At 61.7% G+C, this 12351-nt stretch carries 15 protein-coding genes; 3 read left to right on the top strand and 12 right to left on the bottom strand.

What is annotated here, in order from left to right; translation table 11 throughout:
* Positions 1 to 4: 4 nt before the first annotated feature.
* The gene (locus tag ACPF9B_RS03840) at positions 5 to 679 is read left to right on the top strand and encodes a DUF1045 domain-containing protein (protein WP_424179338.1); all 675 of its coding nucleotides are present in this window, start codon (positions 5 to 7) and stop codon (positions 677 to 679) included.
* On the opposite strand, the gene phnN is transcribed toward ACPF9B_RS03840, so the two are convergent.
* From phnN to phnG, 7 genes are read right to left on the bottom strand one after another with little or no spacing between them, the layout of a single operon-like run.
* Positions 661 to 1203 carry a phosphonate metabolism protein/1,5-bisphosphokinase (PRPP-forming) PhnN gene (phnN, locus tag ACPF9B_RS03835; protein WP_424179336.1) on the bottom strand — a complete coding sequence of 181 codons (543 nt, stop codon included), beginning with the start codon at positions 1201 to 1203 and terminating at the stop codon, positions 661 to 663. The genes ACPF9B_RS03840 and phnN overlap by 19 nt on opposite strands.
* Positions 1200 to 1883, bottom strand: a complete 684-nt coding sequence (phnL, locus tag ACPF9B_RS03830) for a phosphonate C-P lyase system protein PhnL (RefSeq protein WP_007205295.1) — start codon at positions 1881 to 1883, stop codon at positions 1200 to 1202. Before phnL ends, phnN begins: the two co-directional genes overlap by 4 nt.
* Before the next feature lie 2 nt (positions 1884 to 1885).
* Positions 1886 to 2656: a phosphonate C-P lyase system protein PhnK gene (gene phnK / locus ACPF9B_RS03825; protein ID WP_424179334.1), complete on the bottom strand. Its 771-nt coding sequence runs from the start codon at positions 2654 to 2656 to the stop codon at positions 1886 to 1888.
* Complete coding sequence (locus ACPF9B_RS03820; RefSeq protein WP_424179332.1) at positions 2653 to 3483, bottom strand: alpha-D-ribose 1-methylphosphonate 5-phosphate C-P-lyase PhnJ; 831 nt, start codon at positions 3481 to 3483, stop codon at positions 2653 to 2655. Before ACPF9B_RS03820 ends, phnK begins: the two co-directional genes overlap by 4 nt.
* A complete protein-coding gene (locus tag ACPF9B_RS03815) occupies positions 3480 to 4562 on the bottom strand; it encodes a carbon-phosphorus lyase complex subunit PhnI (protein ID WP_007205298.1) in 1083 nt (360 codons plus the stop codon). The genes ACPF9B_RS03820 and ACPF9B_RS03815 overlap by 4 nt, the downstream gene beginning before the upstream one ends.
* Positions 4562 to 5122, bottom strand: coding sequence for a phosphonate C-P lyase system protein PhnH (gene phnH / locus ACPF9B_RS03810; RefSeq protein WP_007205299.1), 561 nt, complete (start codon positions 5120 to 5122; stop codon positions 4562 to 4564). The genes ACPF9B_RS03815 and phnH overlap by 1 nt, the downstream gene beginning before the upstream one ends.
* Positions 5122 to 5577 carry a phosphonate C-P lyase system protein PhnG gene (gene phnG, locus ACPF9B_RS03805; RefSeq protein ID WP_007205300.1) on the bottom strand — a complete coding sequence of 152 codons (456 nt, stop codon included), beginning with the start codon at positions 5575 to 5577 and terminating at the stop codon, positions 5122 to 5124. Before phnG ends, phnH begins: the two co-directional genes overlap by 1 nt.
* Before the next feature lie 88 nt (positions 5578 to 5665).
* On the opposite strand from phnG, the gene phnF reads away from it, so the two are divergent.
* Complete coding sequence (gene phnF / locus ACPF9B_RS03800) at positions 5666 to 6382, top strand: phosphonate metabolism transcriptional regulator PhnF (RefSeq protein ID WP_007205301.1); 717 nt, start codon at positions 5666 to 5668, stop codon at positions 6380 to 6382.
* 54 nt (positions 6383 to 6436) lie between these two features.
* Positions 6437 to 7624, top strand: coding sequence for an alpha-D-ribose 1-methylphosphonate 5-triphosphate diphosphatase (locus ACPF9B_RS03795; RefSeq protein WP_424179328.1), 1188 nt, complete (start codon positions 6437 to 6439; stop codon positions 7622 to 7624).
* Here ACPF9B_RS03795 and ACPF9B_RS03790 read toward each other — a convergent pair whose 3' ends face one another.
* The 5 genes from ACPF9B_RS03790 to phnC all read right to left on the bottom strand — a co-directional run bounded on the left by ACPF9B_RS03790 (position 7625) and on the right by phnC (position 12276).
* A complete protein-coding gene (locus ACPF9B_RS03790; RefSeq protein WP_007205303.1) occupies positions 7625 to 8239 on the bottom strand; it encodes a chloramphenicol acetyltransferase in 615 nt (204 codons plus the stop codon).
* Entirely contained in the window at positions 8239 to 9567 is a 1329-nt protein-coding gene (gene phnE / locus ACPF9B_RS03785) for a phosphonate ABC transporter, permease protein PhnE (RefSeq protein WP_424179326.1), read from the bottom strand. The genes ACPF9B_RS03790 and phnE (ACPF9B_RS03785) overlap by 1 nt, the downstream gene beginning before the upstream one ends.
* A complete protein-coding gene (gene phnE, locus ACPF9B_RS03780) occupies positions 9564 to 10436 on the bottom strand; it encodes a phosphonate ABC transporter, permease protein PhnE (RefSeq protein WP_424179324.1) in 873 nt (290 codons plus the stop codon). Before phnE (ACPF9B_RS03780) ends, phnE (ACPF9B_RS03785) begins: the two co-directional genes overlap by 4 nt.
* 68 nt (positions 10437 to 10504) lie before the next feature.
* Positions 10505 to 11407, bottom strand: a complete 903-nt coding sequence (phnD, locus tag ACPF9B_RS03775) for a phosphonate ABC transporter substrate-binding protein (RefSeq protein WP_424179322.1) — start codon at positions 11405 to 11407, stop codon at positions 10505 to 10507.
* A gap of 50 nt (positions 11408 to 11457) precedes the next feature.
* Positions 11458 to 12276, bottom strand: coding sequence for a phosphonate ABC transporter ATP-binding protein (gene phnC / locus ACPF9B_RS03770; RefSeq protein ID WP_007205307.1), 819 nt, complete (start codon positions 12274 to 12276; stop codon positions 11458 to 11460).
* Positions 12277 to 12351 lie beyond the last annotated feature (75 nt).

The following is a 12351-nucleotide window of genomic DNA, read 5'->3' as shown; positions in this document are numbered from 1 at the left end:
TGGCATGTTCGAAAGATTTGCAATTTTTTACACAGCGACCGGCCCACTGGCCGATTTCGGCGCGGCGTGGCTGGGCTGGGACAATGCGGCAGGCCGGGTGGTGGCGCATCCCGATATTGCAGGGATCGACGTGGCACAGGTCACGGCGACACCGCGAAAATACGGGCTGCACGCCACGATGAAAGCGCCGTTCCGCCTGTCCGCCGACAGCGGCCCCGCCAGATTGCAAAGGGCGGTGGCCGATTTCGCCACCCGTCATGCGGCGGTGGATATCGGGCCTCTGGCCTTGGGGCATGATCATGGTTTTGTCGCCTTGCGCCCTGTCGCGCCGCCCGCGGCCCTGCACGATCTGGAACGCGCCATCGTGACCGAACTGGACGCCCACCGTGCGCCACTGACCGAGGCAGATATCGCCCGGCGTCGTAAGGCCCCGCTGACGCGCAGGCAGGACCAGCAGATGCTGGACTGGGGCTATCCTTACATCTTTGACGATTTCCATCTGCACCTGACGCTGAGCGGGCCATTGCCCGATGTGCAGGCCGCACGGGTCGTGGCGGGGTTGCAGCCGCTGGTCGCGCCGCTGATCGCAGCGCCCTGCACCATCGACGCGGTCACGCTGATGGGGCAGGATGGGGGCGGCATGTTTCACCAGATCCACCGTTATCCCCTGACCGGATAAAGCAGGCGCAGCACCGCCCCTACGGTGGCGTCCAGATCGCCGCTATTGTCGATGCTCACGGCCGCAATCCCCGCAGGCAAGCCATGATCCGCACGATCAAGCCTGCGCGCGATGTCATCCGCCGCCTCGCGCCCGCGCGCGGCAAGGCGGGCGGCCAGCACATCGCGCCGCGCGGTCAATTGGATCACCATGAACGGGTCAAACTGCGCCTTGGCCGCAGGCAAGGCCGCGCGCGACAGGTTCGCCAGCATATCCCGCCCTGCCGCCAGATCAGCCAGCACAGTCGCGGGGATAGCATAATGCAGGCCATGCGCGGGCCAATGCAGCGCGAAATCGCCCTGTGCCGCGCGGGCGTGAAACGCATCCTCGGTGACGCCGTCAAAATCCTCGCCCCCCGCTGCGCTGGGGCGCGTAATGACACGGCGCACCAAGCGAAGGCGCGGATCACTGGCCGCCAGCGCGGCCATCACCGAATCCTTGCCGACGCCAGAGGCCCCGACAATGGCGATAAACCGGCCTGTCATGCGGCAAGACCGGGGGTAAAGCCGGTCACATCCACCTGCCGGTCGCACAAGGCCTCGCGCGCGGCATGGTCGTGGAAAATCCCGATGATCGCGGCACCGCGCGCCTTGGCCTCTTGCACCATCGCCAGCACGGTGGCGCGGTTGGTGGGGTCAAGGCTGGCCGTGGGTTCATCCAGCAACAGCGCGGGGTAAGCAAAGGCAAAGCCGCGCGCGATATTGACCCGCTGCTGTTCGCCACCCGAAAAGGTCGTGGGGCTAAGCCCCCACAACCGTTCGGGGATGTTCAGCCGTGCCAGCAGTGTGGCGGCCTGCGCGCGGGCCTCATCCGCCCCCGTGCCGGTCAGCAGCAAAGGTTCGGCCACGACGTCGATCGTCGGCACCCGTGGCACCACCCGCAAGAACTGGCTGACATAGCCAAGCGTGCGGCGGCGCAGCGCGATCACCTCGCGCGGGGCGGCGCTGGCGACATCGGTATCACCCACCATGATCCGGCCCGATGCTGTCAGGTAATTGCCATAGATCATCCGCATGAGCGTGGATTTCCCCGCCCCCGATGCGCCGACCAACGCCACACATTCGCCCGCAGCCACATGCAGGCTGGCCCCCGCCATGACGGGAATGACGGTGCTGCCCTGATTGTGCAGGGTAAAGCTTTTCGACACGTTTTCGACAGAGATCATTTTCACACCTGCAAGACAGAGGACACGAGGAGTTGGGTATAGCCGTGCTGCGGATCATCCAGCACCTGATCGGTCAGGCCGGTTTCAACGACATGGCCGTCTTTCATCACCATCAGCCGGTCGGCCAACAGCCGCACGACGGCCAGATCATGGGTGACGATGATCGCACTTAGCCCCATGTCACGCACCAACCCGCGCAAAAGGTCCAGCAAACGCGCCTGCACCGACACATCCAGCCCCCCTGTCGGTTCATCCATGAACACCAGACGCGGCCCCGTGACCAGATTGCGCGCGATCTGCAAACGTTGCTGCATCCCGCCGGAAAAGGCAGTGGGGCGGTCGTCGATCCTGTCTTTGGTAATCTCGACTCGGCCCAGCCAATCAATGGCCTGATCGCGGATATCGCCGTAATGGCGCGCATTCACTGCCATCAGGCGTTCACCCACATTGCCGCCCGCGCTGACATTCATGCGCAGCCCGTCGCGGGCATGTTGATGCACAAAGGCCCAATCGGTACGCCCCAGCATCCGGCGTTCGGGTTCTGACATGGTGACGGTGTCACGCAACCCGTCACTGCGGGTGGCAAAGCGCACCGCGCCATGATCCGGTTTTAGATGGCCTGCCAGACAGTTCAGCAAGGTGGATTTACCCGACCCGCTTTCGCCGACGATGCCCATGACCTCGCCGGGGTAAAGATCAAAGGACACATCGGTGCAGCCGATGCGCGCCCCGTAATATTTGGCAAGGTTTTCGACCTGTAACAGCGGGGTCATGCGGCATCCTCCACGCGGGTCGCGCAATAATCGGTATCTGAGCAGATGAACATGCGCCCGCCCGCGTCATCGGTGATCAATTCATCCAGATAGCTGGTGGTCGATCCGCAAAGCGCGCAGGCGTGGTCGGCCTTGGTCGGCTGGAACGGATAATCGTCGAAATCAAGGCTGACGACCTTTGTATAGGGCGGCAGCGCATAAATGCGCTGTTCGCGGCCCGCGCCGAACAGCTGGATCGCCGCCATGTCGAGTTTGGGATTGTCGAATTTCGGGATCGGGGACGGGTCCATGACATAGCGCCCCTCGACCTTGACCGGATAGGCATAGGCGGTAGCGATATCGCCGTGCTGGCTGATATCCTCGTAAAGCTTTACATGCATCAGCCCGTAATCTTCCAGCGCGTGCATCTTGCGGGTTTCCACCTCAGAGGGTTCCAGAAACCGCAGCGGTTCGGGGATCGGCACCTGATAGACGATGATCTGCCCCTCGCGCAGCGCCTGTTCGGGAATCCGGTGGCGGGTCTGGATCACGCTGGCCGCAGTGGTTTTTTCGGTCACCGCCACACCGGCGGTGCGTTGGAAAAACCGGCGGATCGACACGGCATTTGTCGTGTCATCCGCGCCCTGGTCGATCACCTTGAGCGTATCATCCGGCGTCAGCACGGCGGCTGACACCTGCACGCCGCCGGTCCCCCAGCCATAAGGCATCGGCATTTCGCGGCTGGCAAAAGGCACCTGATAGCCCGGGATGGCAAGACCTTTCAGGATCGCGCGACGGATCATCCGTTTGGTCTGTTCATCCAGATAGGCGAAATTATACTCTTTCATTCTGCGGCCTCCTGCATTTGCTGCGCATCGCGGCGCAATTTGCGGATCAGTTCCAGTTCGGACTGGAAATCGACGTAATGCGGCAGCTTGATATGCTCCAGAAACCCCGTCGCCTGAATGTTGTCGCAATGATACAGCACGAATTCTTCGTCCTGCGCCGGCGCGCCAAGGTTATCCTCGCCCAGTTCTGCCCAACGCAACGCGCGGTCCACCAGTGCCATGGAAATCGCCTTGCGTTCGGTCATACCGAACACCAGCCCGTAACCGCGGGTGAATTGCGGGGGCTGGGTTTTCGACCCTTGAAACTGGTTGACGGTTTCACATTCGGTCAGGGTGATTTCACCGATTTCGATACTGAACCCCAGTTCGGGGATCTCCATTTCCACGGCCACCGCCCCGATCCGTAGCTCTGCGACAAAGGCGTGGTTGCGCGCATAACCGCGCTGGGTGGAATAGGCCATGCCAAGGGTGAAGCCTTCGTCTGCGCGGGTCAGCGCCTGCAAGCGCAGTGCGCGGCTGGCGGGCAGTTCCAGCGGTTCGCGGGTCAGATCAGGGGGCGTCGTCTCGCCCGCCGGTTCCGGCTGGATCAGGTTTTCACGGTCCAGAAACCCCATGATATGCGGGGTCGGGCCGTGCAGCGGGGCGGCCTCGGCCACCTGCCCTGCCTCGCCATCAGCGGCGAGTTTGAAATCAAGCAAACGATGCGTGTAATCAAAGGTCGGCCCCAGAACCTGCCCGCCCGGCGCATCCTTGAAGGTCGCCGATACCCGCCGGTCGCAGGCCATCGCCCCCGTATCGACAGGCAGCGATGCGCCGAAACGCGGCAGGGTGGTGCGATAGGCGCGGATCAGGAAAATCGCCTCGATCAGATCGCCGCGCGCCTGTTTGATCGCCAGAGCAGCCAGATCAGGATCATAAAGCGAGCCTTCGGCCATCACGCGGTTGACGGCCAGCGCCATCTGTTCGCGGATCTGCGCGACAGTCAGTTCCGGCACCGCCAGATCGCCGCGCCGTTCCTCGGCCAGCCAGGCATGGGCATTGTCGATGGCCCGTTCGCCACCCTTGACGGCAACATACATCAGCCAACCCTCGTGCTGCGCGGCAAGGCAGCCAGCCGGTCGCCGCAAGTGAAGATAAAATCAAGCCCGCGCGGGAAAAGTGCCGCATTGCGCTGGAACATCGCAACATCTGGCAAGGACAGATGCGCCTGATCCTTGATCCCCGGTCCGCGCAACACAGCACCCGAATTGGTCAGTTCCGGCAATTCAACGATCAATGTGGCAGATCTATCGGGATATTCCGATGACCCCAGCGCAAAGCCGTCCAGCGGCAGGGCATCCCAAGTGCCATAGGCGAAATGGGCCAGACCGGCCGTCACGAAAGGTGCGCCACAGTGAAAGGTGATCCAGTCGCGAAAGCCCGGATTGTCCTGCGCCGCGCCCAGAAAAAGCGGCGTTTCGGGATCACACAAGGTCAACAGCGCGACACCGGCCGCGACGGATACCGGCGCAGGCGGCACCGCGCCCGCCAATGTGACAATCGTGCCGGGCTGCGCCATCGCCGTCATGATCGCGCGAAAGGCGTGGGCGGCATCTACGGGCGGCGTGGCGAACCCGCCATCTAGCGTCTGGATTTGCATCAATCCTCTCCTCTGACCATGGTGAAAAAATCGACCTTGGTGGCGGCGGCCTTGGCGGCGCGGGCTGTCTGGCGGTCGGCGGCGGCTGCGCGCAAAGGGGACAATATGGCGCGGTCAACCTGCCCTGCGGCATCGGTCTGCATCAGCGCGTCGATCAAGGCCGCGTGCAGCGCATGGGTCCGGTCGCGGCCCTGCACATAGCCATGCCCGATTGTCCCATCGGCCAGCCGGACCGAGGCACGTGTGACCGACATTTCGCCCAGATTGAACGCAGCCCCCACGGCACCTGCCCGCCCGCGCACCATGACTGCACCGATTTCGGGCGCGCGCAGCACATGATGCGTGGGGGTAATGTTTGCTGCTGCCCAAAGCTGTGCCAGCTTTGCCGCCGGCGCCTTGGCCAGCAGGCCAAGCCAGCCCTTGCGCGCAGCTTGAGAATCGATTGTCGCCTGCATCTAGACACCTGCCGTGCTTTACTATACAACTAGACAAATCATAGCTGAACCGCCCCGCCCTGCCAATCCCTACAAATGTGAAACTTCCATGACACGCACCCCGATCTGGCAAGCCATCGCCACCCGCCTGCGCGACGAAATCGCCGATGGCATCCACCGCCCGGGCGACAAACTCCCGACCGAGGCGGCGCTTGCCACACGCTTTGGCGTGAACCGGCACACGGTGCGGCAGGCGCTGGCGGCACTGGCGACCGAAGCTCTGGTGCGGCCACGGCGCGGGGCGGGCGTTTTCGTGACGGCGACCCCCACCGATTACCCCATCGGAGCGCGCGTGCGGTTTCATCAGAACCTGCGCGCCGCCGGTCGCAGCCCCGCAAAACAGGTGCTGGCGCTGGAAACCCGCGCGCCCAGCCCTGCGGAACGGGATGCGCTGGGGCTGACCGAAGGCCATGTCCATGTCTACGAAGGACTGTCGCTGGCCGACGGGCAGGTGATTGCCTTGTTTCGCTCGGTGTTTCCAGCGGCGCGGTTTCCCGCGCTTTTGACCCATTTGCACAATGATCCATCCGTCACCGCCGCGCTGCGCACCTGCGGGATCAGCGATTACACCCGCGCCAGCACGCGCATCACCGCGAAACTGGCCAGTGTCACGCAGGCACTGCACCTGCAAATCAGCGAAGGCGCGCCGATCCTGCGCACCAGCAGCATCAACGTCGATGCAGACGGCACCCCCGTCGAAGCCGGGCTGACATGGTTCGCTGGCGATAAGGTCACGCTGACGTTATCGGATCATGAGACGTCATAAGCCTGACATACTCAGCCTGTATCGACAGCGAAACATTTCAGATTGAGCAGTAATATGGCACCCACGCACATGATGCGCCTTACCGGCGCGCAGGTTCTTTCCGACGGCGATTTTGCGCAAGACGATCTGTGGATCGACGGGGCGCAGATCGCGCAACCCGCCGGTGCCGCCGACCGGCAGATCGACCTGTCGGGCTATCTGGTCCTGCCCGGCATCATCGACCTGCATGGCGATGCGTTTGAACGGCATCTGGCGCCGCGCCCCTCTGCCCCGTTTCCGGCCGCGATAGGCTTGCAATCGGTGGACCGCGATGCCGCGTCCAGCGGTGTGACCACCGCCTGGATGGCGCAAAGCTGGGGTTGGGAAGGCGGCGCGCGCAGCCCCGATTTCGCGGTGCAATTCATGCGCGATCTGGCCGCTTACAAGCCCCGCGCGCTGACCGACCTGCGCATCCAGCTACGCTGCGAGACCTATACCGTCGATACCGCCGACCAGCTGATCGCTGCCGTACGCGACCACGGGATCGATTACGTCATCTTCAACGACCACCTTGGCGAAGCATTGGACATGATCAAGACCGATCCCGAGGCGCTGTCGGTCTGGGGCAAACGTGGTGGCCGCGATCTGGCGGAGTTCATCCGTCTATTGCAGGACACCAAGGCCCTGTCGGCCCGCGTGCCACGCTATCTTTGCACGTTGGCGGCGGCCTTTGATGAACTGGGTGTCAAATATGGCAGCCATGACGACCATGACGCCGCAACCCGCGATTATTACGGCATGATCGGAGCCAAGGTCTGCGAATTCCCGACCCGTCATGCGCCCGCCAGCGTGGCAAGGGCCAACGGCGATCCGGTGCTGATGGGCGCGCCCAATGTCGTGCGCGGCGGGTCGCAATCGGGCAATATCGCCGCGACCGACCTGATCCGCGCGGGGCTGTGCGATGCGCTGGTGTCCGATTACCATTACCCGTCGCTGGCCAATGCAGCCTTTACGATGGCAGATACCGATATCCTGCCCCTGGGCCGCGCATGGGAGATGATTTCGACCAATCCGGCGCGGATCATGGGTCTGGACGATCGCGGCGTGATCGCACCCGGCAAGCGCGCCGATCTGGTGATCTGCAACGCCCAAACGCGCGCCATCGAAGGCACGCTGGCCGCAGGGCGCTGGTCGCATCTATGCGGTGATCTGGCCGACCGGATCAGCGCCGCCCCGATGCGCATGGCCCATGCGGCGGAATAACTATTCGTAACGTTCGAGGAAATCTTCGGCGCGCAGCTTGCGGAAATCATCCAAGGCTGCGCGCAACTGGTCGTGCGGCCAATCCCACCATGCCAGCGCCATCATCCGGTCCGCGACCGGTTCGCTGAACCGTGCGCGCAATGGCACCGCAGGAATGCCCGCGACAATCATGTAGGGGGCCACATCCTTGGTCACGATGGCTCCGCCCGCAACAACCGCGCCATGCCCGATGGTCACCTCTGGCCGGACCTGCGCGCCGTGGCCGATCCATGTGTCATGGCCGATCATTGTGCGGCGGGTGCGCCTGTGCATGAACCAGTCGGCATCATCAGCCGCATCGTCAAAATAGGACGCGGACCGATAGTGAAAGTGATGCAGGCTGGCCTTTTCCATCGGGTGGTCGGTGGCGCCGATCCGCACAAAGGCGGCGATATTGGCGAATTTGCCCACGGTGGTATTGGCAATGTCGGCAAAGCGGTCGCAATAGCTGTAGTCGCCGATGGTGCTATGGGCGATGCGGCTTCCCTGCCCGATCTCGACATAGGCCCCGAAATTGGCATCATCAATGCTGCACCCGTCATGGATGAACGGCGCATCTGCTGTCAGCCTTGCCATCAATGTCCCTCTCCGTCGCCCTTGATCAGCTTGCGCCGCAGCCAGCCGGACACCGTGTCCATCACCATCACCATGATCACGATCAGAATGATGTAATAGGTCACCTTTTCCCAATCGTTCTGGGTCTGCATCGCCTGCGTCAGGAACAACCCGATCCCGCCGCCCGTGATCGCGCCGATGATCGTCGCACTGCGGGTGTTGGATTCAAAGTAATAAAGAATCTGGGACAACAGGATCGGCGTGACTTGCGGGATCACCCCGAAACGGTAGCGCTGTATCGGTTTCGCCCCAGTCGATTGCACGCCTTCGATCTGCTTTTCATCCACGTTTTCCAAAGCCTCGGAAAAGCTTTTGCCAAAGCCGCCGACATCAGTGACCAAGATCGCCAAAGCGCCGGTCAAAGGGCCAGGCCCGAATGCGCGGCTCAGGATGATCGTCCAGATCAGCCCATCCACCCCGCGTACAAAGTCGAACACACGGCGCACGGCAAAGCGGACAGCCACAACAGGCGCAAAGTTCTTGGCGGCCAGAAAGGCCAGCGGCAAGGCAATGATCGCCGCACCAAAGGTGCCCAGAAACGCCATCAGCACGGTTTCGCCCAGCGCCCACATCACATCCGTATGCCGCCAGAGCGTATTGCCCCAGAAATCCTGCCAAGCGCCCACGATATTGCTGCGGCTGTCATCAAGCTGCGGACCAGCCAGGATGTCGACCAGACCGGTCCCGTGATAGGGGCTGGCAAGGGTGAAAAAGAACAGCTCCCAGCCATTGGAATAACGGAACACCTCGGCCTTGGACCTTGTATAGGTCAGACGGCCCGCATCGGTGGTAATCGACACCCGCGTATCCGATGCATTGACCCAAGAAGGTGCAGGATCGGGCAGATTGGTGACGACGACATCATCCACCAATTGCAGGGTGATCGTGTCGAAATCGGGGCTTTCAAAGGTGACCAGCGTATCATCCAGATAGCGGACAAAATTCCCGCCACCCAGATCGACCACCATATTGGTGCCATCAACGCTGACCCATTCAGGATATTCGCCTGCCGGATAGGTGCCGGCGCGCGACCCTTCGATGGCAAAGGACAATTCCGCATCGCGGTTGTCGCGGGCGACATGGGTTTTATAGCTATAGGCATCGGCCACCAGCGTGCGCGCATTGTCCATCCGCGCGCGATCGGCCAGACCAGCCACATCAAAAGCGATGAAGACATAGACAAAATAGGCAAAGATCACGGCAGGCACGGCAAGTGCGATACGTTTCTTGCGGGTGAATATATCGGCAGTTTGCTGACGCAGGTCGCCATTAGTGGACAGCATCGTCATGCCTGATACCCCTTGACCAGTTTGTTGCGGTAATAGCTGGAAATCTGGTCGAAAAACACGATTGTCAGGAACAGCAGCACGAAAATCGCGGCGGCCAGATCGAACCGGCCCATGCCGAATGTCATCGCATTGCGCAGTTCATAGCCGATACCGCCAGCGCCGACGAAGCCAAGGATGGCCGAGGCGCGGATGTTGATTTCAAACCGCATCAATGTGTAGCTCAGGTAATTGGGCGCCACCTGCGGGATCACCCCCAGCATCATCCGCTGCGACCAGTTCGCCCCGACCGAGGCCAGACCTTCGACAGGTTTCAGATCGGCGTTCTCGGCGACTTCAGAGAACAGTTTGCCCAATGCACCCGCGGTGTGGAACGCAATCGCGATCATCGCGGGGATCGGTCCACCACCAAGGATAAAGATCAGCACCAGCGCGATCACGATTTCGGGCAGCGCGCGCATGATGTCCATGATCCGCCGGAACACCGGGATCAGGCGAGGCCATTTCGCAAGACCGCGTGTGGACAGCAGCGACAGCACCAGCCCCAGCAAAGCCCCGACAAGCGTGGATACCGCCGCGATATTGATCGTCTCGATCAGCGCGGGGAAAAACTGTGCCAGATTGGCGGGCATCCGGTCGATCCGGTCCCACGCTTCGGTGACGACACCGGCAGGAAAGTCAAAAATACGCGGCAGACCTTCCCAGAACCCGCCCGCGCTGCGCGCATCGACGGTCTGAAAGCCGGTTACCATCAAGACGACAAAGACCCCAAGGATGATGCCGCCATAAGCACGCTTGCGGCGTGTCATCACCATATAGCTGTCGTGCATCGATTGCGTGCCGGTTCTGCCCGATACTGATAAATCCACCATTGCCCTGCCCTGTCACAAAAGAAATCGGGCCCGGCGTTTGCCGGACCCAATGTTTGGCTGAAATCGCCTTAGTTCATCTGGCTGCGGCGCACCGCGATGATGGTCTCATAAGCCTCGTGGCCGATGGGTGAAAAACCAGCTGTTTCGCCAGCGGCCACACCATAGGCGCAATCGGCGTCAACGTTGATCAGGTTGGCAGTCAGGTCGATCATCGTCTGTTTGACATCAGCTGGCAGGGCTGTGCGCAGCACCACAGGGCCTTCGGGGATCGGCTTGGATTTCCAGATTTCGACCAGATCGTTCATATCGACCAGACCGGCGTCAGCGGCACGGCGCAAAGCACCTGAATTATAGCCGTCTTCCCAATCGCCCAAACCATCGGCCCATGTCACGCCACCGGCGATATCGCCATTGGCCACCGCCACGATGGTTTGCTCATGTCCGCCGGTGAACACCACGTCCGAAAAGAACGTACCTGGTTCCATCGAATAGCCTTCGGCAGGGATTTCAACCAGCGGGATCAGATAGCCCGAGGTGGAGTTCGGATCGCCAAAGCCGAACACTTTGCCTGCCATATCATCCAGCGATGTGATGCCGCTGTCAGCGCGGGCAAAGCCGATGGAATGATAGGTGAATGACCCGTCCAGGTTGGTCTTGACCAGCACCGGCTCAACGACGGTCGGGTCTTCGACATAAACGGCAGCATAGGACGACGCGCCCAGCCAAGCCATATCCAGCGTGCCACCGATCAGGCCCTGAATGACGCCGTTGTAATCAGCGGCGGTGAACAGGCGGGTGGGGACGCCCAATGCTTCTTCGGTATAGGCGCGGAAACATTCGTTCTTTGCCATACGGTCCTGTGCGTTTTCGCCGCCCAACAGGCCGATGCGGAATTCAGTGATGCTGTCCTGCGCAAAGGCAGGGGCCACAAGGGCGGTCGTCATCAATGCGGTCGCGATGATCTTTTTCATGTCAGTCTCTCTTGGTTGAATGCTCCCCAGACGGGGCGCGGGGGAAAGGGTCAAAGGGCGGCGGCTTTTTCCATCATGGCGACAGCAGCGGCGCTTTGTTCGATCTGGGTCGATGTCATGCTTTCGGAAAAGCTGTCGTCGGCACCGTAAATGTCGCGGGCCACACCGGTGGTCAGCTGGTCGGGCGTGCCATCGAACACGATGCGCCCGTCGCGCATCCCGATCACGCGGTCGCAATAGCGGCGCGCCGTGTCCAGCGTGTGCAGGTTGGCAATCACCATGCGCCCGTCTTCTTCGTGGATGTCGCGCAGCGCCTGCATCACGACCTGCGCATTCATCGGGTCAAGCGACGCGATAGGCTCATCCGCCAGAATGATGCGCGGGTCCTGCATCAGCGCGCGCGCAATCGCCACACGCTGTTGCTGGCCACCGGACAAAGCCTCGGCCCGTTTGGGGGCGTGTGCGGCCATGCCAAGACGGTCAAGGATGTCGATCGCCTTGTGAATATCGGGGGTTGGATAAAGGTTGAACATGGTGGCCAGCGTGGACTGGCGGTTCAGCGTGCCATGCAGCACGTTGGACACGACATCCATGCGCGGGACCAGATTGAACTGTTGGAAAATCATCGCGCATTGCGATTGCCAGCTGCGCTTGGCAGCGCCGCGCAGGGCGGTCACATCCAGCCCGTCAAAGGTGATCTGCCCCGATGTCGCATCCGACAGCCGGTTCAGGATACGCAACAGCGTTGATTTTCCCGCACCGGACCGGCCGATGATGCCGATCATCATGGGCTTGTCCACGGTGAAACTGGCCGCGCTGACAGCCGTGTTCGCACCAAAAGTTTTTGTGACTTTATCAAATTTCAGCATGGCCAACCCCTTGTGTCTGCGGGTCAGATAGCGGTGCTGAGATTCACATTTGTGTCGCTTTCACGAAGTTTATGT

The organism is Yoonia sp. TsM2_T14_4, assembly GCF_049602355.1.
Classification (GTDB): Bacteria; Pseudomonadota; Alphaproteobacteria; order Rhodobacterales; family Rhodobacteraceae; genus Yoonia; species Yoonia vestfoldensis_A.
Note: the sequence above shows the minus strand (reverse complement) of the source record. Positions and strands in the feature narration are given on the sequence as shown.